The 20,376-nt window shown below is 60.4% G+C and carries 15 protein-coding genes; all 15 read left to right on the top strand.

Annotation, left to right across the window (positions count from 1 at the left end):
- Window positions 1-9: 9 nt before the first annotated feature.
- Window positions 10-1,575: a flagellar hook-associated protein 3 gene (locus AB4O41_RS08985; protein ID WP_460147332.1), complete on the top strand. Its 1,566-nt coding sequence runs from the start codon at window positions 10-12 to the stop codon at window positions 1,573-1,575.
- Window positions 1,576-1,670: 95 nt separating this feature from the next.
- The gene (locus AB4O41_RS08980; protein ID WP_460147330.1) at window positions 1,671-5,243 is read left to right on the top strand and encodes a glycosyltransferase; all 3,573 of its coding nucleotides are present in this window, start codon (window positions 1,671-1,673) and stop codon (window positions 5,241-5,243) included.
- Between the two features lie 263 nt (window positions 5,244-5,506).
- The gene (rfbF, locus tag AB4O41_RS08975; RefSeq protein ID WP_460147329.1) at window positions 5,507-6,280 is read left to right on the top strand and encodes a glucose-1-phosphate cytidylyltransferase; all 774 of its coding nucleotides are present in this window, start codon (window positions 5,507-5,509) and stop codon (window positions 6,278-6,280) included.
- Entirely contained in the window at window positions 6,262-7,344 is a 1,083-nt protein-coding gene (rfbG, locus tag AB4O41_RS08970) for a CDP-glucose 4,6-dehydratase (protein ID WP_460147327.1), read from the top strand. Before rfbF ends, rfbG begins: the two co-directional genes overlap by 19 nt.
- A complete protein-coding gene (locus tag AB4O41_RS08965; protein WP_460147325.1) occupies window positions 7,341-7,901 on the top strand; it encodes a dTDP-4-dehydrorhamnose 3,5-epimerase family protein in 561 nt (186 codons plus the stop codon). The genes rfbG and AB4O41_RS08965 overlap by 4 nt, the downstream gene beginning before the upstream one ends.
- A complete protein-coding gene (locus AB4O41_RS08960) occupies window positions 7,898-9,124 on the top strand; it encodes a methyltransferase domain-containing protein (RefSeq protein ID WP_460147324.1) in 1,227 nt (408 codons plus the stop codon). The genes AB4O41_RS08965 and AB4O41_RS08960 overlap by 4 nt, the downstream gene beginning before the upstream one ends.
- On the top strand, window positions 9,121-9,978 hold the full coding sequence (locus tag AB4O41_RS08955; RefSeq protein ID WP_460147322.1) for an NAD-dependent epimerase/dehydratase family protein: 858 nt from the start codon (window positions 9,121-9,123) through the stop codon (window positions 9,976-9,978). The genes AB4O41_RS08960 and AB4O41_RS08955 overlap by 4 nt, the downstream gene beginning before the upstream one ends.
- Window positions 9,968-11,038, top strand: a complete 1,071-nt coding sequence (locus AB4O41_RS08950; protein ID WP_460147320.1) for a class I SAM-dependent methyltransferase — start codon at window positions 9,968-9,970, stop codon at window positions 11,036-11,038. The genes AB4O41_RS08955 and AB4O41_RS08950 overlap by 11 nt, the downstream gene beginning before the upstream one ends.
- A gap of 17 nt (window positions 11,039-11,055) precedes the next feature.
- Window positions 11,056-11,793, top strand: a complete 738-nt coding sequence (locus AB4O41_RS08945) for a cephalosporin hydroxylase family protein (protein ID WP_460147318.1) — start codon at window positions 11,056-11,058, stop codon at window positions 11,791-11,793.
- Between the two features lie 51 nt (window positions 11,794-11,844).
- Complete coding sequence (locus AB4O41_RS08940; protein WP_460147316.1) at window positions 11,845-14,778, top strand: TIGR00180 family glycosyltransferase; 2,934 nt, start codon at window positions 11,845-11,847, stop codon at window positions 14,776-14,778.
- A gap of 30 nt (window positions 14,779-14,808) precedes the next feature.
- The gene (pseB, locus tag AB4O41_RS08935; protein ID WP_460147314.1) at window positions 14,809-15,810 is read left to right on the top strand and encodes a UDP-N-acetylglucosamine 4,6-dehydratase (inverting); all 1,002 of its coding nucleotides are present in this window, start codon (window positions 14,809-14,811) and stop codon (window positions 15,808-15,810) included.
- Window positions 15,807-16,970 carry a UDP-4-amino-4,6-dideoxy-N-acetyl-beta-L-altrosamine transaminase gene (gene pseC, locus AB4O41_RS08930; RefSeq protein WP_460147312.1) on the top strand — a complete coding sequence of 388 codons (1,164 nt, stop codon included), beginning with the start codon at window positions 15,807-15,809 and terminating at the stop codon, window positions 16,968-16,970. Before pseB ends, pseC begins: the two co-directional genes overlap by 4 nt.
- Before the next feature lie 6 nt (window positions 16,971-16,976).
- Window positions 16,977-17,672 carry a pseudaminic acid cytidylyltransferase gene (gene pseF / locus AB4O41_RS08925; RefSeq protein WP_460147310.1) on the top strand — a complete coding sequence of 232 codons (696 nt, stop codon included), beginning with the start codon at window positions 16,977-16,979 and terminating at the stop codon, window positions 17,670-17,672.
- Window positions 17,669-19,168: a UDP-2,4-diacetamido-2,4,6-trideoxy-beta-L-altropyranose hydrolase gene (pseG, locus tag AB4O41_RS08920; RefSeq protein ID WP_460147308.1), complete on the top strand. Its 1,500-nt coding sequence runs from the start codon at window positions 17,669-17,671 to the stop codon at window positions 19,166-19,168. The genes pseF and pseG overlap by 4 nt, the downstream gene beginning before the upstream one ends.
- Window positions 19,165-20,217 carry a pseudaminic acid synthase gene (pseI, locus tag AB4O41_RS08915; RefSeq protein WP_460147306.1) on the top strand — a complete coding sequence of 351 codons (1,053 nt, stop codon included), beginning with the start codon at window positions 19,165-19,167 and terminating at the stop codon, window positions 20,215-20,217. The genes pseG and pseI overlap by 4 nt, the downstream gene beginning before the upstream one ends.
- The last annotated feature ends 159 nt before the right edge of the window (window positions 20,218-20,376 follow it).

Raw genomic sequence — 20,376 nt, 5'->3', positions numbered from 1 at the left:
TCGTAGCCCATGCGCATTTCTACCGCCCAGTTTTACGAGTCCTCTGCTGCCAACTATCAGAAGAATTTCGCCAACGTGGTCAAGAGCAGCGAAGAGGCCAGCAGCCTCGTTCGCGTCAACACCGCGGCCGATGATCCGGTCGGCGCTTCGCGTTTGCTGCAATTGGGTCAACAGGCTTCGATGCTCGATCAATATGAGGCTAACGCCACTACCATCAAGGCGACCCTGGGCACCACCGAAGCGGTGATGACCAGCATCAATAACGTGCTGCAGCGCGCCAAGGAATTGGCTGTGGGTGCCGGCAACGCCGGTTACACCGATGCCGATCGCCAGGCCAACGCATCGGAGCTGGGGCAGATCGAAGAGCAGTTGCTGAGCCTGATGAACAGCAAGGACGAGAACGGCAAATACATCTTCGCCGGTTCCAAGGGCGATACCATACCGTTCACGCGTAACAACGATGGCACCTACAGCTACAACGGCGACCAGGTGACGCTTGACCTGGCGATCGGCGACACCATGTCGATGGCCACCAATAGCACCGGTTGGGATGCGTTCCAGCAGGCGATCAACACCAGTCGCAGCGAGGTCACCCGGACTGCGCCGGTCGTGGATGACGGCCGCGTGACCCTGTCCAACGGCCAAGTGTCGTCGAACGTCACCTACAACGCCAAATTCCGCAGCGGCGAGCCGTATACCGTGGACTTCGTCAGCGGCACTCAGCTGAAAATCACTGACTCGGGCGGCAACGACGTGACTGCCGAAGCCAGTCAGGGCGGCGCGTTCGACCCTGCCAACAAGGCCGGCCAGGCCGTCACTTTCCGTGGCGTCGAACTGACCCTGAACATCAACTTGAGCGCCGGCGACACTGCGGCGACCGTGTTGCCTGGCCACACGTTTACCCTGGCGGCCAAGCCCGACACCTTCAGCGCAACCGGCAGCCCTGGTAACGCTTCGGCGGCGCAGGTCACCACCAGCAACATCACCAACCCGGTGAATTACCACGCCAGTTTCCCTACCGGTTCGGCGATCCTCAAGTTCACCAGCGCCACCGCTTTCGAACTGTACGCAGCGCCTTTGACGGCCAACAGTAAGCCAGTGTCTACCGGAACCATGGCCGGCAGCGTCGCCACCGCATCGGGTGTGAGCTTCACCCTGACCGGTACGCCGGCTGCCAACGATCAGTTCAGCATCGCGGTCAACACTCACGAAACCCAGAACATCCTGGACACCGTGAGCCAGTTGAAAACCGCTCTGAATACGCCAACCAATGGCAACGCAATCGCTACTCAGAAACTGCAAGCATCATTGGCTTCCGGTATTGCCAACCTGGCCAGCGGCACCGATCAGCTGTCCAGCGCGTTGAGCTCTGTCGGTGGTCGCGGTGCTGCTCTGGATACCCAGAGCGATACCAACCAGAGCTTGAAACTGGCCAATGCCCAGACCCAATCGTCGATCCGTGATTCTGATCCGGCTGAAGTGATGACCCGTCTGACCTTGCAACAAACCATGTTGCAGGCCTCGCAACTGGCCTTCAGCAAGATTGCTCAGCTGGGCCTGTTCAACAAGGTCTGAGCCTGCATCTGCCGAGCTGCCAACCGTCTTTTTGTAAGCGGTTCCGAGGCCTCTGCCTGAAAGGGTAGAGGCCCGCCGCTCGAGAGTTCCCTGCCGTGAATCAACGCCCCCTCGTCAGTATCGTCATCCCAGCCTTCAACCCGCGCTTCTTCAGTCAGGCATTGGAAAGTGCGCTCGCCCAGACCTACGAGCACGTCGAGATCGTCATCTGTGACGATTCGTCCAGCGACGAGATCCGCGACATTGTCGATGCCTGCATCGAACCGGCTCACCCGGTTCGCTACTTGCGTAACCCGCAGCGTCTGGGCTTGCAGAAGAACGTATTGCGTTGCGTCGAAGAAGCCCGGGGCGAGTTCATCAAAGTGCTGTGCGATGACGACCGTCTATTTTCACCCAGCGTAGCCTTGCAGGCGCAGGTGTTGATCGACCACGCGGACGTGAATGTGGTCTTTGCCCTGCGGATGCTCAGCGATGCCGGTAATTTCATCCTGCCGCCACGGGTCGACAACTGCCGGTTCTCACCGAACGACGCCTTGCTCAAGGGCGATGACATGCTGGCGATCTTCGAAGGTACGCCGAAGAATTTCCTCGGCAACTTCAGTTCGACCCTGATGCGTCGCGTCGATGTACTGGAATTGTTGCCGGCGCTGATTCAGGAAGGCGCCGGTTTCGTCGCCATGCTCGATTTCGCCTTGTTCGTGTGCTTGATGCGTCGCGGCAATCTGGTGTCGCTGAGCACTGTGCTGAGTACCGAGCGTTTGTACCCGGAGCGTCTGAGCAAAACCCCGGAAATGGTCAAGGCCGCAGCGGTGGAGTGGAGCTGGCTTTCGCAGATGCTCGCGGCGCGCAGCGGTGAATCGGCACCGGCATCGGGTTGGGTGCGCTACATCGAGCTGGTCAAAATCACTGAGCAGCCCCATGCCTGGGAAGAGTTGTGTGTGGTGCGCATCCTGGGCAACCGCAACACGGTGGTGAATGGCCGGGTGGGCGGCGAGAGCGAAAGCTACGCCGATTTCTATCGCGAATGGCTGGCGATTCGCAGGTTCTCCGATGTCGAGCAGCGGCTCATGACGCATCGCCTCGACAGCTGGGCGTACCGTCCGCAGATCGTGCCGATCGTGATCGACAGCACAGCTGACGGTGCGGCGCTCAAGACGACGTTGCAGAGCATTAGCCAGCAACTGTACGCGTCTCAGGCAGTACTGGTGTTGTCCGATGCCGTGTGTGCGGTCGACGATTGTGTGGTGCAGTTGCCGTTCCAGGCGGATTGGGCACAACAGCTCAACGCGGTGGTGCCGCAGCTGGAAGGCGCTCACTGGTTTTATCTGCTGCAGGCTGGCGACACCTTGCGCGAGTCGGCTCTGCTGATCCTCGCCGAACGCATTGCGGGTACAGCGGGCATTCTCTGTGCCTACAGCGACGAGGGTGCGCTGGTCGATGACGAGTCGATCGACCCGGTGTTCAAGCCCGATTTCAACCTCGATCTGATGCGCGCCTATCCCTACGTCGGTCGTACCCTGGCCTTCGAGCGGCAGCGCTTCATGGCGCTGGGTGGTTTCGATTCGGCTCACGGTGAGTTGGCGCCGCACGATTTGTTATGGCGTCTGGTGGAAGAGGCCGGGCCGCAAACCATCGAGCACATCGCCGAAATCCAGGTTGAGTCGAGTCAGTCTTTCGCCGCCTGGTTGTCGTTGCCCGAAGTGATCGAGAACAATGCCGGGATGGTCAGCGCGCACCTGGATCGTATCGGCGTGGCGCACACGATCCGGCAGGAAGAGTTGCCGTTGATCAACCGCATCGACTACCTCCATGGGGCGCGTCCTCTGGTGTCGATCATCATCCAGACCGGCGATTCGCTGTACGCCTTGCAGCGTTGCATCGAAGGCTTGATCGAGCGCACGGCTTATACCCAATACGAAATCCTGATCGTCGACAGCGGCACGGATGACCCGGCGATGCTCGACTGGCTGGAGGCGATGGCGCAGCTGGGCGCCGCGATGCTGCGAGTACTGCGCTACGCCGGTGACGCCAACGACGCGGCGATTCGCAACTTCGCCGCGAGCCTGGCTCATGGCGAGTACGTGCTGCTGCTTAGTGCGCAAACGGTAATCTGCGACAGCGACTGGCTGGACGAATTGCTTAATCATGCCCAGCGGCCGGAAGTGGGTGTGGTCGGTGCCCGCATCCTCAGTCCCGAGGGCTCGATCGTCAGTGCCGGGTTGATTCTTGGCCTGGCCGGGCCGGTCGGTTCGCCATTTCATGGCGAGGCGGCCGGCTCTCGTGGCTACATGCAGCGTTTGCACGTGACCCAGAACTGGAGCGCGGTGAGCAATCACTGCCTGATGGTGCGCAAGCAAGTGTTCGATGAACTCGAGCAGTTCGATGAGGTGACCTTCACCCAGGGCCTCAGCGACGTCGACTTGTGTTTGCGGGCGAACAAAGACGGCTATCTGGTGGTCTGGACGCCTTACGCCAGTGTGGTGTGGGTGCCGCAAGATGTATCGCCGACGCCGCCTTCGACATGGGTGCTGCGCGAGCATGAGCAGGAAATCTTCTATCGCAAATGGCTGCCGAAGATCGCCAAGGATCCGGCCTACAGTCCGGCGCTGAGCCTTGGAGTTTCCAGCTTCAGCCTGGAACCGTCGCTGCGCAATAACTGGAACCCGTTCTGCACCCGCGCATTGCCGTTGATTCTCGGTCTGCCGGTCAACAGCACCGCCGTCGGTCACTACCGGGTGACCGCGCCATTGGCCGAACTCGAAGCAGCCGGGCGAGTGATCGCGCGGGTAGCCTACGAGTCGCCGTCGACCGTGGAGATCGAGCGTCTGTCTCCAGACACGATCATTCTGCAAGGACGTTACAGTGAAGGTGCCGCGGGTGACATTCTGCGGATGAAAAAGTACTCCAGTGCGCTACGAATTTTTGAACTCGACGACTACATCGTCAGTGCGCCGAAGAAAAATACCCACGCCCGCAACAAGCCAGTGAACACTGAGCAGCTGTTGCGCGAAGGCATTGGCCTGTGCGATCGGGTAGTGGTCACCACTCAACCGCTGGCCGATGCCTTGTCGAGCATGCACAGCGAGATCCGCGTGGTACCGAACATGCTATCTCCAGACCCATGGGCGACGCTGACCAGCCATCGTCGCACGTCCGGCAAGCCGCGAGTCGGCTGGGGTGGCGGCACCAGTCACACCGGTGATCTGGAGATCATTGCCGAGGTTGTGCGTGAACTGGCAGACGAGGTCGAGTGGGTGTTCTTCGGCATGTGCCCTGACGCCTTGCGTCCTTATATCCACGAGTTTCACTCCACCATCGGCTTGCAGAGCTACCCGTTCAAACTGGCCAGCCTGAATCTCGACCTGGCGCTGGCACCGCTGGAATTCCATATTTTCAACGACTGCAAGAGCAACCTGCGCTTGCTGGAGTATGGTGCCTGCGGATACCCGGTAATTTGCACCGACACCGAGGCCTATCGCGGCCACTTGCCGTGCACCAAGGTCTACAGCAACAGCACGGACGAATGGCTGCAAGCGATCCGTATGCACCTGGCCGACCCGGACGCCAGCTACCGTATGGGCGATGAATTGCGTGAAGCGGTTCACCGCGATTTCATGCTGCGTGGCGACAACCTCAATCACTGGTTGTGGGGTTGGTTGCCTGACTGATTCCGTAATTACCTTCTAAGCGTCAAAAGATCGCAGCCTTTGGCAGCTACAGGGATGTATTGACACCTGTAGCAGTTGCCCAAGGCTGCGATTTTTTTTGTCCTGCGCAATTGGCTCACTTCCTGCAAGTCACCCATATATCGCCATAAAACCTTCACCCCATGGGCGTGAACGGCTCAATGGCTGCGGGTAAATGATGTGCATCTGACGGTTCGCGACTCTTGCGGGGGTTGCCGGAACGCGCGAAGAGCAAGAGGACAGCGATGAAGGCAGTAATTCTGGCAGGTGGTCTCGGCACGCGCATCAGCGAAGAGTCGCACCTCAAGCCCAAGCCAATGATCGAGATCGGCGGCAAGCCAATTCTTTGGCACATCATGAAACAGTACTCCGCCCACGGAATTCATGACTTCGTGATTTGCCTTGGCTACAAGGGCTATGCGATCAAGGACTTCTTCGCCAATTACTTCCTGCACACTTCCGACGTCACCTTCGACATGCGCAACAACCGCATGGACGTGCATCAGAACTACAGCGAGCCGTGGAGCGTCACCCTCATCGACACCGGCGAGGAAACCATGACCGGTGGCCGCTTGCTGCGCGCCGGCCGTTACCTCAAGGATGAAGACGCCTTCTGCTTTACCTACGGCGACGGCGTCTCCGATATCAATATCCGTCAACTGGTGGACTACCACAGCGCCCACGGTCGTCTGGCGACCGTCACTGCCGTACAACCGCCGGGCCGTTATGGTGCCCTGGAGCGTCACGGCGATCAGGTGCTCGGTTTCACCGAGAAGCCTCGTGGCGACGGTGGCTGGATCAATGGCGGTTTCTTTGTGCTTTCGCCGAAAGTGCTGTCGTACATCGGCGGTGATGACACCACTTGGGAAGCCGAGCCCTTGGCGCGTCTGGCACAGGAAGAACAGTTGAAGGCCTTCGAGCACGAAGGCTTCTGGCATCCGATGGACACCCTGCGCGACAAGAACCACCTCGAAGCGTTGTGGCAGAGCGGGGAGGCCCCATGGAAGCAATGGGCCTGAGTCCGGAGTTCTGGCGCGGCAAACGGGTTCTGCTGACCGGCCATACCGGTTTCAAGGGCAGCTGGCTGACGTTGTGGCTGCAAAGTCTCGGTGCCGAGGTCAGCGGGTTTTCGCTCGATCCGTCCACCGAACCGAGCCTGTTCGAACTGGCGCGGGTGCATGAGGGCATCAACGATGAGCGCGGCGACCTGCGTGATCTCGGCGCCTTACTGGAATTGATTACCGAAGTGCAGCCGGAAATCGTCCTGCACCTGGCGGCCCAACCGCTGGTGCGCGAAGGCTATCGCGATCCGCTTGGCACCTATTCCAGCAATGTCATGGGCACTCTCAACCTGCTCGAAGCGATCCGCCAGGTCGGCGGTGTGCGCGCCTGCGTATTGGTGACCACCGACAAGGTTTATGCGAACAAGGAATGGCTGTGGCCATACCGCGAGGACGAAGCCCTCGGCGGTCACGACCCTTACAGCAGCAGCAAGGCTTGCTGTGAATTGTTGGCGCAGTCTTATGCCGCGTCGTTTTTTCCGGCTGACAAGTACGCCGAACACGGTCTGGCGTTGGCCACCGCGCGCGCCGGTAACGTGCTGGGCGGCGGTGACTTCGCACCTGAACGCTTGATTCCTGACGTGCTCAAGGCCTGGTCCGCAGACGAGCCCGTGACCTTGCGCTATCCGCAAGCGGTGCGCCCGTGGCAGCACGCCCTGGAGCCGCTGGCCGGTTATCTGCAATTGGCTGCTGGCCTCTATGAGCAAGGTCCGGCGTTTGCCGGCGCGTGGAACTTCGGCCCGAGCGAAGCAGACATGTGCAGCGTCGGCGAAGTGGTCGAGCTGCTCGCCAGCTACTGGCCGCAAGCGCGTGGATTGCGCATCGAACCGAGTGATTTGCATGAGGCCGGTCTGTTGCGCCTGGACAGCAGTCGCGCCCGTCAACTGTTGGCCTGGCAACCGCGCTGGTCGTTACAGCAGTGTCTGACCCAGACCCTCGATTGGCACCTGGCATGGCAGAACGGCGATGACATGCGTGAAGTCACCTTGGGTCAGTTGAACCTGTACCGAGGCGCGCTGTGAGCGAATTTCTGTTGAAAGCCTTGCCACTGGCCGGTCTGTTCAGCGTGCAGCACAAACGCTTCGAAGATGATCGCGGGCACTTCGCACGGCTGTTTTGCGAAGGCAGCCTGAGCGCTTTCGGCCAGCCGTTTCATATCTGCCAGATCAACCATTCCTGCACCCGCGAGCGGGGGAGTGTGCGCGGTCTGCATTATCAAAACGCCAATGCGGCGGAAGCCAAGTTGATTACCTGCCTGCGCGGTGAGGTCTGGGATGTGGCAGTGGATTTGCGCCCTGACTCCGAAACCTTTCTGCACTGGCACGCCGAGCACCTTAAGGCCGGTGACGGTCGCAGCCTGCTGATTTCGGCCGGGTTCGCCCACGGTTTCCAGACCCTCACCGATGACGCCGAATTGCTCTATCTGCACAGCGCCGATTACACGCCTGCGCATGAGGGTGGTTTGAGCGTGAACGATCCACGGCTGGCCATCGCCTGGCCGTTGCCTGTCAATAATCTGTCGGCCAGGGATTCCAGCCATCCCGCGCTCGATCAACACTTCGCTGGAGTGCGTCTATGAACTGCCGTGGGTGCGCCGCACCGCTGAGCCTGCCGCTGATCGACCTCGGCACGTCGCCGCCGTCCAACGCCTATGTGCACGCGGATCGCCTGGAACAAGCCGAGCAATGGGTGCCATTGAAGGTTGCAGTGTGTCAGCAGTGCTGGTTGGTGCAGACCGAGGATTACACCCGCGCCGACAGCCTGTTCGACGCCGAGTACGCCTATTTCAGCTCGTTCTCCAGCACCTGGCTGGCCCATGCCGAGCGCTATGTGGCCGAGATGGTCGAGCGCTTCGGCCTGACCGCCGACAGCCGCGTGGTGGAAATCGCCGCCAATGACGGTTACCTGTTGCAGTACGTTGCCGGGCGCGGCATCTCTTGCCTGGGCGTCGAACCGACCCGCAGCACTGCGCAAGCGGCGCGGGAAAAAGGTCTGGAGATTCGCGAACTGTTCTTCGGTCGCGACACCGCCGCGCAGCTGAAAAACGAAGGCTGGGCCGCCGACCTGATGGCCGCCAACAACGTGTTGGCCCACGTCCCGGACATCAATGATTTCCTCGGTGGTTTTGCCTCCTTGCTCAAGCCGACCGGTGTGGCGACATTCGAGTTTCCACAATTGCTGACGCTGATGGCGGGGCAGCAGTTCGACACGCTGTATCACGAGCATTATTCCTACCTGTCCCTGACCGCCGTGCAGAGCTTGTGCGAGCGCAATGGCCTGGAGGTGTTCGATGTCAGCCAGCTGACGACTCACGGTGGATCGTTGCGGGTGTTTGTGCAGCGCAAGGACGGTGAATGCCGCGCCATACAACCGACCGTGCAGCAACAGTTGCAGGCCGAGCTGGACGCCGGGGTGAAGACGCCCGAGTACTACGCGACCCTCGCGCCCGCCGCTGAACGTATCAAGCACGAACTGCTGCGTTTCCTGCTGCAGGCCAAGGACGATGGCAAGCGCGTGGTCGGTTATGGCGCGGCGGCCAAGGGCAACACGTTGCTCAACTATGCGGGAGTCAAACCGGACCTGTTGGCCTGGGTTGCCGACGCCAATCCGCACAAGCAGGGCAAGTACTTGCCGGGCAGTCGCATTCCGATCGTGTCGCCGGCGCAGATCGATCTGGAGAAACCGGATTACATCCTGGTGTTGCCGTGGAACCTGTTGCACGAAGTCAGTCAGCAACTGGCGCAAGTACGTCAGTGGGGCGGTCGTTTTGTGATCGCGGTGCCTGAGTTGACCGTACTGTGAAAGTGTTGGTGACCGGTGCCACCGGGTTTGTCGGCCGACATCTGGTCGCGGCTTTGCTCGCCCGTGGCTGCGAGGTCCGGGCCGTGGCGCGTAACGCCGAGACCGCTGCGCAACTTCCGTGGATCAATGCCGTGGAGTTCGTGGCAGCGGATATTCACGCCGACGATCTGAACATCGCACCGCTGACCGAGGGCGTCGATGCCTTGGCGCATCTCGCCTGGCCAGGATTACCAAACTATCAGGCACTGTTTCACTTCGAGCACAACCTGATGGCCGATTACCGGTTCATCAAGGGCGCGGTCGAGTCGGGCGTGTCGCAGGTGTTGGTGACGGGCACCTGTTTCGAATATGGCCTGCAAAGCGGGCCACTCAGCGAGCAGACCGAGACGCGGCCGAGTAACCCCTATGGGCTGGCCAAGAATACCTTGCGTCTGTTCCTTGAAAACCTGCAGCGCCAACAACCCTTCACCCTGCAATGGGCGCGACTGTTTTACCTGCACGGCGCCGGGCAAAACCCCAACAGTTTACTGGCGGCACTGGACCGGGCAATCGAGGCCGGGGACGACAGTTTCAATATGTCGGCCGGCGAGCAGTTGCGCGATTACCTGGCGATCGACACGGCCGCCAGTTACCTCGCCGCGATCCTGCAACAGCGCGAATTTGACGGCGTAATCAACTGTTCCAGTGGCCGGCCGATATCGGTCAGAGCGCTGGTCGAACAACGGCTGCGTGAACGTGACGCGTCGATTCGTTTGAACCTGGGCCATTACCCATACCCGACCCATGAGCCGATGGCGTTCTGGGGTGTGGCGGACCGCTTGCAACAGCTACTGGGAGCAGAGCATGAGGCATGAGTTGTATCGGGTCGCCGACCTGCCGGTGTTGCAGAACCGTACCTTTGCCGATGCGCAATCGGCGAAAGCTTCGGCCTGCGCCGACATGGTGTTGGTGCAAGACGAAACGAGCGGACTGATCTTCAATCAAGCCTTCGATGCCGACAAGCTCAGCTACGACGCCGACTATCAGAATGAGCAGGCGCATTCCGGCCAGTTCCAGAAGCACCTGAGCGATGTCGAAGGGATCATTGCCCGTCACTTCAAGGGCCAGGAGCTGATCGAAGTCGGCTGCGGCAAAGGCTACTTTCTGGAACTCCTCAAAGGCCTGGGTTACGCCATCACTGGCATCGACCCGGCTTACGAAGGCGACAATCGCGATGTGATCAAGGCTCCGTTTACTCGCGGCCTGGGAATGTCGGCGGACGCTATCGTGCTGCGTCATGTGCTGGAACATATCCAGAACCCGGTGAGTTTTCTTGCCGAGATCGCCGAGGCCAATCAGGGCGGGCAGATCTACATCGAAGTGCCATGCCTGGACTGGATCCTTGAGCATCGTGCCTGGTTCGACCTGTTCTACGAACACGTCAATTATTTCCGCCTCGATGACCTGCGCCGGATGTTCGGCACCGTGCACGAGGCCGGTCACCTGTTCGGTGGCCAATACCTGTACATCGTTGCGGACCTTTCGACGTTGCGCCTGACCCCGGAACAACCGGTGCCGCGCCTGACGCTGCCCGAGGGTTTCACCACCAGCCTCGACCGCGCCGTGCAGATCATTCAGGCCGCGCCCGAGCAGGGTTCGGCGATCTGGGGGGCCTCGTCCAAAGGCGTGATTTATTCGCTGTTCTTGCAACGCGCGGGCGTGGTGGTGGATCGCGTGGTGGATATCAACCCGGCCAAACAGGGCCGTTATCTGCCCCTGAGCGGCGCGCGGGTGTCCTCCCCGCAAGAGGCCATGGATGCCTTGCCCGAAGGCGCCAACCTGTTTGTGATGAACTCCAATTACCTCGAAGAAATCAAGCGGATGACCGGTGGACGCTACGTCTATCACGCCGTCGATAGCGCTTCGTTCCAGTGACCATTGAGAATTTTGAAATGACCGACAACAGCATCAACAAAGCCTTCGAAGCCGAATGCCGGGAACAGATCGCCCAGCAAGGTGATGACCAGAAACTCACTGGCCTTGCCCGGGACTTCTTCAACGAATCGGCGAAGCACAAATACAGCTACCACTTCTCGTGGATGGGGCGTCCGATCATCCAGCTGCCGCAAGACATGATGGCGATGCAAGAGATCATCTGGCAGGTCAAGCCGGACCTGGTGATCGAATGCGGCATCGCCCACGGCGGTTCGATCATCTACTACGCATCGTTGCTGGAGCTGCAAGGCCACGGTGAAGTGCTGGGCATCGACCTCGACATTCGCCCGCACAACCGCGAAGCCATCGAAAGCCACCCGATGAGCAAGCGTATTTCGATGATCGAAGGTTCGAGCATCGACCCGGCCATCGCCGCCCAAGTGCGCACAGCAGCCGAAGGCAAGAAAGTCATTCTGGTGCTGGATTCCAACCACACTCACGATCACGTGCTCGAAGAGCTGCGTCTGTACGCACCGCTGGTGTCAGTGGACAGCTACTGCGTGGTCATGGACACCGTGGTCGAAGACATGCCAGCCGACTTCTTCCCGGATCGCCCATGGGGCCCGGGCGACAACCCGAAAACTGCCGTGTGGAAGTACCTGGAAGAAAACAAGGACTTCGAGATTGACCAGCAGTTGCAAAACAAACTGCTGATCACCGTGGCACCGGACGGCTATCTGCGTCGCGTTCGTTAATCAAAAGTGGTTCCAGGTTCTTGGCGATTGGCCGGTTGTGGGGATAGAAAGATGCAGGTTCAAAACAGTGCTCAAAACAACGTTGCACCGCTGAACGAACGGTTTACGGTGGTGGTGATTTCCCACAACCGGAACGCGTTCCTGCGGCGCACCTTGCAGTACTACAGCAGCTATCCCTGCACGGTTCTGGTTCTGGACTCGTCCGCTGAGGGGGACGAGAACATGGCCCGGGACTTCCCGTCGGTCGACTATCGCCACTTGCCGCAATACACCTACAAGGGGCTGCAGGAAAAACTCACCTACGGCGTCAATCAAGTCACCACGCCTTACATGGTGTTCGCCGCCGATGACGACTTCCTGCTGCACCGCGCACTGACCGAGTCGGTGGAGTTTCTCGAAGCCAATCCCGACTACGGCCTGTGCCATGGCTACGGGATCATGTACCTGGCCCGTGCCACTGAAGTGAACTACTTCCGCCGCGACCGCAAGGTTCATGAGGATTACAACTCGGAGCTGGCCGAAGACCGAGTTGTGCGGTTCATGGATAATTTCCTGCCGCCGTTCTATGCGGTCACCCGTACCGATCTGTTGCAACAGTGGTACAGCCTGCTGCCACCAGGCACCGGTTTCGAATGGCAGGAAATCGGCCACACCTTCTACCTGCTGGCCTGCGCGAAGGCGCGGATCCTGCCGATTCCGTTCGCCGTGCGGGAAATGAACTATGGCGCCTCGGACCACAACACCAACGTATTGACGGTGCTGACCTTCAAAGACGCCAAAAGCGTTGCCGAGCGCGAGCAGTTTGCCGAATTCCTGGCCTCGATCCCGACGCCACTCAGCGACAAGGGGCCGGTCCAGGCCAAGCAGATCGCCCTGGACAGTTTTACCGCCATGGCCGATTGCCTGATTGAAGGTCGCTCGCTCAAAGGCACCATGATTATTCGCTCGGCCTGGCGCGAGGCGGGGGAAGAGCCGATTCGCTCGTTCGGCCCCGAGCAATTCGTCGAAATGCCGTTTTACAACAAACCGGTGTTCGACCTGCTGACGGAGTTTGAATTCCTGCTGCATGCCATGCCCGCCGGTCGCCTGCAGCTTCAGGAACTGGAAGGCATCCTGCTCAAGCAGCATGAGTTGATGCAAGTTCACCCCAATGACACTGACCGCACTGTGCGTAGCCGGTTGTGGGAGGCCTTGAGCCTGAACGTGTTCAACCGGGCCGTGGTCAAGCGCCTGGCGGAGTCGTTGAAGGACAGCGAAGAGCCGGAAGAAGGCCTCAAGCTGCAAGCCTGGGCCGAGCGACTGAACGCTTTACCGGGTCAGCAAGACCGCCGACTGTTCGAGAACATGCCGTCCGGCCGGTTGCTGAACTGGCTCGATGCGCGCAACCCGGAGGCAGCGCAGCTCAAGGCTATCGCTGCACAGTTGGCCAAGCATAATGGCGGTCCACAGTTCGGCATTCTGTTGCTGGATCTGGATGCCGACATGGTCAAGTTGCAGGCGACCTTCGACAGTTTGGTCGGTGGCCACTGCAAGGCATTCAACCTGGTGGTATTCACCACAGGTGATTTACCGGCGACGACAACCGTGCGCGACACCGTGCACTTCGTCAAAGTCACCACGACCAATTACGTCGAGCGCATCAACCAGATCGTCGCCCAGTCAACCGCTGATTGGCTGTTGCTGGCCGAGGCAGGTGATCAGTTCACTGCCAGCGGTTTGCTGCGCGCCAGCCTTGAGCTGACCGGCGCCGAAGGTGTGCGTGCAGTGGCAATGGACGAGATTCAGCGTCAGGCCAACGGCGCTCTGGCGGATGTATTCCGCCCCGGGGTCAACCTCGACCTGCTGCAAACCGTGCCGTCGTTGATGGCGCGCCACTGGTTGATTCAGCGTAATGTGTTGGCTCAGGCTAAAGGTTTCTCGACCGAGTACCCCCAAGCCCTGGAGTTCGATCTGTTGCTGCGCCTGATCGAGGACGGTGGCCTGGCAGGGCTGGCGCATCTGGCCGAACCCTTGCTGATTTGCAATGCCCCGGCAGAAGAATCCAGCGCTCAGGAACGTCAGGTGCTGACCCGCTCTCTGGCGGTGCGCGGTTATCGCGCTCAGGTCAGCTCGGCACTGCCGTTGACTTACCAGATCGACTATCAACACGCCGAACGGCCGCTGGTGTCGATCATCCTCCAGAGCCAGGACAACCTTGAGTCGCTGCAACGGGCGCTGGTCAGTGTGCTGCAGCGCACCCGTTATCAGCGTCACGAAGTGCTGATTGCCGACAATCACAGCCAATCCGAAGAACTGGCAACCTGGCTGAGCAGCCTTGAAGGCAAGGGCGATCGCCTTCGTGTAGTGCGCAGCGGTCAGCGCCTGAGTGCCTCGGCGCTGAACAATTTTGCCTGTGCCGAGGCCAAGGGGAACTATCTGGTGTTGCTGTCGGCGGAATCCGAAGTGGTCAATGCCAATTGGCTCGACGCTATGCTCAACCAGGCCCAGCGTCCGGAAGTCGGCATCGTTGGCGCCAAACTGATGGACTTGCGTGGCGTCACCACGCAGGCCGGTCTGGTCCTTGGTTTGAATGGCGATATCGGCTCGGTCTTTGTCGATGAACGTAAGGACGCCAAGGGCTACATGAACGGCCATCAGGTCGAGCAGAACTACTCGGCGGTGTCCGGTGCCTGTCTGATGATTCGCAAGGACGTGTTCGAAGCGGTGGGTGGTCTGGACGAAGAGCATTTCGACGAAGCTTTTGGCGATATCGACCTGTGCCTGAAAGTCGCCGATGCCGGTTACCTGACTGTCTGGACGCCACAAGCGCAACTGTTGCATCCGGGCGTGCTGCCTGAGGCAACCCAGGCTCGTGCCGCTCTGCGCGACAAGTGGCAATCGCGCTTCGAACAGGATTCAGCCTACAACCAGAACCTGGCCTTGACCGGCAAGGGCTTTACTCTCAGCGAACCGACCCGCGTGAACTGGGCGCAGTTGCTCGCATAAGCCTGGCTGACAGGTAAAAGGACTCAAGGCATGTTCAACGGTAAATCGATTTTCATCTCTGGCGGCACCGGCTCGTTCGGGCGCAATTTCATCCGCCGGCTGCTGGAGCAATATCAGCCCAAGCGCGTGGTGGTGTTTTCCCGCGATGAGCTCAAGCAATATGAGATGCAGCAGACGTTCAACGCACCGTGCATGCGGTACTTCATCGGTGATGTGCGCGATGCCGAGCGTTTGCGTCAGGCTATGCGTGGCATTGATTACGTGGTGCATGCTGCAGCCCTGAAACAAGTGCCGGCGGCGGAATACAACCCCACCGAATGCATCCGCACCAACGTCAACGGCGCGGAAAACATCATTGCCGCTGCCATCGACAACGGCGTGAAAAAAGTCGTCGCGCTGTCCACCGACAAGGCAGCCAGCCCGATCAATCTGTACGGCGCGACCAAGCTGCTGTCGGACAAACTGTTCGTGGCTGCCAACAACATTGCCGGCGAACAACAAACCCGGTTTGCCGTGGTGCGCTATGGCAACGTCGCCGGCTCGCGGGGTTCGGTGGTGCCGTTCTTCAGCAAACTGATTGCCGAGGGCGCCAAAGAACTGCCGATCACCGACGAACGCATGACGCGGTTCTGGATCACCCTCGATCACGGTGTGAAGTTTGTGCTCGACAGCTTCGCCCGCATGCACGGCGGTGAAGTGTTTGTGCCGAAGATCCCGTCGATTCGCATCGTCGATCTGGCGCTGGGCATGGCTGAACATTTGCCGCACAAGAACGTCGGCATTCGTCCGGGGGAAAAACTCCATGAACTGATGGTGCCGCTGGACGACGCGCGCATGACCCTGGAGTTCGAAGATCACTACACCATTCAGCCGTCGATCCGTTTCACCAGCGTCGACGTGGATTTTGCCGTCGACAAACTGGGCGAGCAGGGCCGGCCGGTGAGTGAAGATTTCGAGTACCGCTCCGACACCAACCCGCACTTCCTCTCGGTCGGCCAGATCGCCGACCTGCACGCGGAGCTGTCGGCATGATTCCCTACGGTCGGCAAAGCCTCGATCAGGCCGACATCGACGCGGTGGTTGCCGTGTTGCAGTCCGACTGGCTGACGCAAGGGCCGACCATCGAGCGTTTCGAACAGGCCATGGCCGAGCGTTGCCAGGCCGATTTCGCGGTGGCGGTGTGCAATGCCACGGCGGCGTTGCACATTGCCTGTCTCGCCGCCGGCCTCGGGCCGGGAGATCGGTTATGGACCACGCCGAACACTTTCCTGGCCTCGGCCAACTGCGGTCGCTATTGCGGCGCCGAGGTCGATTTCGTCGACATCGATCCGCTGACCTGGAACCTCGACGCCTGCACCTTGGCGTCGAAGCTTGAGATCGCCGAGCGCGACGGCAAACTGCCAAAAGTGCTGGTGGCGGTGGCGTTCTCCGGACAGAGCTGCGATATGCGCATGATCGCTGAACTGGCTGAGCGTTACGGTTTCACGGTGATCGAGGATGCCTCCCACGCGGTCGGCGCGTCCTACGCCGGGCGTGCGGTGGGTTGCGGCGAATTCGCGGCGATGACGGTGTTCAGTTTCCACCCAGTGAAGATCATCACCAGCGCCGAAGGCGGCATGGTGCTGACCAATCGTCCGGAACTGGCCGAACGCTTGCAGCGCCTGCGCAGCCACGGCATGACCCGTGACCCTGCGCAGATGACCGAACCCAGCCACGGCCCCTGGTATTACCAGCAAGTGGAACTGGGCTTCAATTACCGGATCACCGATTTGCAAGCAGCCCTCGGTCTGTCGCAGTTGAACAAGCTCGATGGTTTCATCGAGCGTCGGCGTGAACTGGCGGCGCGTTATCAGCAGTTGCTGGCGTACTTGCCGCTGACCTTGCCCAGTGCTCAGCCCGAGGCCGAGTCGGCGTGGCATCTATACGTGGTGCGCTTGCAGACGGAGCGGATCAACCTCAGTCATCGTCAGGTGTTCGAAGGCTTGCGAGCGGCCGGTGTCGGGGTGAACCTGCACTATATTCCACTGCACTTGCAGCCGTATTATCGCGACCTGGGTTTTGCCGAGGGGGATTTCCCAGAGGCCGAACGTTATTACGCCGAGGCCATCAGCCTGCCGCTGTTTCCTCTGCTGAGCGATGAACAACAGGACTATGTGGTCGAGCAATTGCGACGACTGATCCTTGAGGAGTAGTGACTCTTGAGCTGTGTTGCGATCATTCCGGCCCGTGGTGGCAGCAAACGAATCCCGCGCAAGAACCTCAAGCCGTTCGACGGCGTGCCGATGATCGTTCGCTCGATTCGCACGGCGCTGGAATCGAATCTGTTCGACCAAGTGATCGTCAGTACCGACGATGAAGAAATCGCCGAGGTTGCACGGGCCCATGGTGCTCAGGTGCCGTTCATGCGGCCTGCGATGCTTGCCGACGATTTCACCGGGACCGCAGCGGTGATCGTGCATGCCTTGAAGCAATTGCCGCCGTTCGACTATGCCTGCTGCATCTACGCGACGGCGCCTCTGTTGCGGGCGCGTTATCTGCGACAGGGGCATGAGTTGCTGGTGCAGCATCCGGACAAGTCTTTCGCGTTTTCAGTCGCCGGTTTTGGCTTCCCGGTACAACGGGCCTTGACCCTCGACGAGCAGGGCGCCTTGACCTCGCTCTACCCGGAATTTCGCGACACCCGTTCGCAAGATTTGGCCGAAGCCTTTCAAGATGCCGGCCAGTTCTACTGGGGACGCAGCGAGGCCTGGTTGCGTGGTGATGTGCTGTTCTCGCCGGCAAGCCTGCCGGTGATTCTGCCGCGGCATCTGGTGCAGGACATCGACACGCTTGAGGACTGGACGCGTGCCGAATACCTTTATGCCGCGTTGAAGGCTGGGGGTGAACTGCAATGAGGGTGCTGATCCGCGCTGATGCATCGCCGACCATTGGCAGTGGCCATATCGCCCGCTGCCTGACCCTGGCCAGGGTATTACGCAAGCAGGGCGCGCACGTTGCTTTCGCGTGTCGTGTGTTGCCGGGGCATCGGCTAGACAGTCTGCAGGCCGAGGATTTCGAGACTTTCGCGCTGCCGGAGCGCTATCCCGATGAAGACCCACAGCAGGCCATCGAGTCGATGCTGCCGTGGCAAGCGGACATCGCTGCGCTGGGGCAAGCATTGGAAAGTCATCCGGCTTTCGACTGGATCATTGTCGACCACTATGGCCTCGATCATCACTGGCAGACCGCTGCGCGTCGCTGGGCTGCGCGAATTGCGGCGGTGGACGATTTGGCCACTCGGCAATACAGCGTCGATCTGCTGCTCAATCAAAATCTGTCGGGCACCCCAGAGGCTTATGCCTCACTGCTGACGCCCGATTGCCAGACCCTGCTGGGCCCACGGTTTGCGCTGCTGCGCGATGAGTTCTGTTGCCCGGCGATCGAGATCAAACCTCGGGCCAGGCGCGTACTGGTGAATTTCGGCGGCTTCGATGCGGCCGTGCAGACCCATCACGCGATGCTGGCACTGGCGAACCTCCATGAGCTGGAAGTCGATTTCGTGGCGGGTGCCGACAATCCAGCCTGGGAGCAGATGCAGGCTCTGGCGGCGTATCGTCCGAACTGGCGCTTGCACAGTTTTGTCAGCGACTTCTACCGGCTGATGACTGAGGCCGATCTGTTCATCGGTGCCGGTGGCGGTACCAGCTGGGAGCGGGCGGCCATGGGGCTGCCGACGATCTGCATTGCGGTCTCGAATAATCAGCAGGCCAACGGCGAGGTGATGGCGACCTCGGGTGCTCATGTGTTCCTGGGCAATCGCGAGCGGGTCAGCGTCGAGCAGTTGCATCAGACCATCGGTTTTGTCGTGGGCAATCAGGGGATTCGTCAGAGTCTGGCCGACCGCTCGCGGCAATTGGTCGATGGCCGTGGGGCGCAGCGGGTGGCGGCAGCGCTGGCGGGGGCGGTGTTGCAGGTTCGTCAGGCCACTCAGGATGATGCGCAATTGTTGTTCGAGGGGCGCAATGCCGAGGCGGTTCGGCGCTGGTCGCTGGACACCCGCGTCATCGACTGGCAACGCCATCAGGCCTGGCTGGCCGCGAGCCTGAGCAACCCGCGGCGGTTGCTGTTGATCGCCGAGGCGGATGATGGCCCGGTCGGTGTGCTGCGTTATGACCTCGACAATGCTCGTGCCGAAGTCTCGATTTATTTGTTCGAAAACCGAATCGGCCTGGGGTGGGGCAGGGCGTTGCTGGCGCGGGGCGAAGCCTTTGTCACCGCTTACTGGCCGTCACTGCAAGCCATCACCGCTCAGGTGCTGCCGGCCAACCAAGCGTCGCTGAAAGTTTTCCGCGAGGCAGGTTTCACTCAGAGTGCTTGCGCGTTCACACGCGTTTTAAAGGATCACCCATGACCAGTTTCAAGATCGGCAACCGCTCGATCGGTGCTGATGCGCCGCCGTTTATCATTGCCGAGATGAGTGGCAACCATAATCAGTCGCTGGACGTAGCACTGCAAATCGTCGAAGCGGCGGCCAAGGCCGGCGCGCATGCCTTGAAGCTGCAAACCTATACCGCCGAGACCATGACCCTGGACCTGTCCGAAGGCGAGTTCTTCATCAAGGACCCCAACAGCCTGTGGGCCGGTTCTTCGCTGTACGCGCTGTACGAGAAAGCCCACACACCGTGGGAATGGCACGCGCCGATTTTCGCCCGGGCCAAAGAGTTGGGCATGCTGGCGTTCTCCACACCGTTCGATGACACGGCGGTGGACTTCCTCGAAAGCCTGGATGTGCCGGCCTACAAGATCGCCAGTTTCGAGAACACCGATCTGCCGTTGATCCGGCGAGTCGCTGCCACCGGCAAGCCGCTGATCATCTCCACCGGCATGGCCAGCATCGCCGAACTCGATGAAACCGTGCGCGCCGCCCGTGAGGCCGGTTGCAAAGATCTGGTGTTGCTCAAGTGCACCAGCACTTACCCGGCGACGCCGGCCAACAGCAATGTGCGCACGATTCCTCATCTGCGGGAGTTGTTTGGCTGTGAAGTCGGTTTGTCCGACCATTCGATGGGCGTCGGAGTGTCCGTCGCCGCAGTGGCGTTGGGGGCGACGGTGGTGGAAAAACATTTCACCCTCGACCGTGCCGCCGGTGGCGTGGACGCCAGTTTCTCCCTGGAACCGGCCGAACTCGCGAGTCTGGTGATCGAAACCGAACGCGCCTGGCAGGCCATGGGCCAGGTGCATTACGGCGTGACCGAGGCCGAGCGCAAGTCTCTGGTGTACCGCCGGTCGCTGTATGTCACCCGGGACATGGTCGCCGGAGAGCCTTTCACCGTCGCCAATCTGCGGGCCATTCGGCCTGGCCTGGGGCTCGCCCCCAAACACGCTGAAACCCTTCTGGGCCGCCGCGCCCGCGAGGCCATCAAGCGCGGAACCCCGCTGGACTGGTCGCTGGTCGAATAACCCCTTGTGGGGCTGATTCGGCAAAATAGCGTGACCTGCGAGTCATAACGCGCATCTTCACTGTATTGTATAAAAAGGGGCAGATGGCGCCTGGACTGTTTTTAGCCCAGTGTTGGCCTTTTATTCTTCCCGCTGTCACCCCTTGAGGGCGACGTTATT

This window comes from Pseudomonas sp. S2_A02 (assembly GCF_054668495.1).
This window is presented reverse-complemented; position numbering and strand designations above follow the sequence as displayed.

Excerpts from the sequence above, each read along its gene's own strand:
- pseC (WP_460147312.1), top strand. The coding sequence starts at position 15,807 with ATGATTCCCTACGGTCGGCAAAGCCTCGATCAGGCCGACATCGACGCG.
- AB4O41_RS08960 (WP_460147324.1), top strand. The coding sequence starts at position 7,898 with ATGAACTGCCGTGGGTGCGCCGCACCGCTGAGCCTGCCGCTGATCGAC.
- pseG (WP_460147308.1), top strand. The coding sequence starts at position 17,669 with ATGAGGGTGCTGATCCGCGCTGATGCATCGCCGACCATTGGCAGTGGC.
- rfbF (WP_460147329.1), top strand. The coding sequence starts at position 5,507 with ATGAAGGCAGTAATTCTGGCAGGTGGTCTCGGCACGCGCATCAGCGAA.
- AB4O41_RS08950 (WP_460147320.1), top strand. The coding sequence starts at position 9,968 with ATGAGGCATGAGTTGTATCGGGTCGCCGACCTGCCGGTGTTGCAGAAC.
- AB4O41_RS08940 (WP_460147316.1), top strand. The coding sequence starts at position 11,845 with ATGCAGGTTCAAAACAGTGCTCAAAACAACGTTGCACCGCTGAACGAA.
- pseI (WP_460147306.1), top strand. The coding sequence starts at position 19,165 with ATGACCAGTTTCAAGATCGGCAACCGCTCGATCGGTGCTGATGCGCCG.
- AB4O41_RS08945 (WP_460147318.1), top strand. The coding sequence starts at position 11,056 with ATGACCGACAACAGCATCAACAAAGCCTTCGAAGCCGAATGCCGGGAA.
- rfbG (WP_460147327.1), top strand. The coding sequence starts at position 6,262 with ATGGAAGCAATGGGCCTGAGTCCGGAGTTCTGGCGCGGCAAACGGGTT.
- AB4O41_RS08985 (WP_460147332.1), top strand. The coding sequence starts at position 10 with ATGCGCATTTCTACCGCCCAGTTTTACGAGTCCTCTGCTGCCAACTAT.
- pseB (WP_460147314.1), top strand. The coding sequence starts at position 14,809 with ATGTTCAACGGTAAATCGATTTTCATCTCTGGCGGCACCGGCTCGTTC.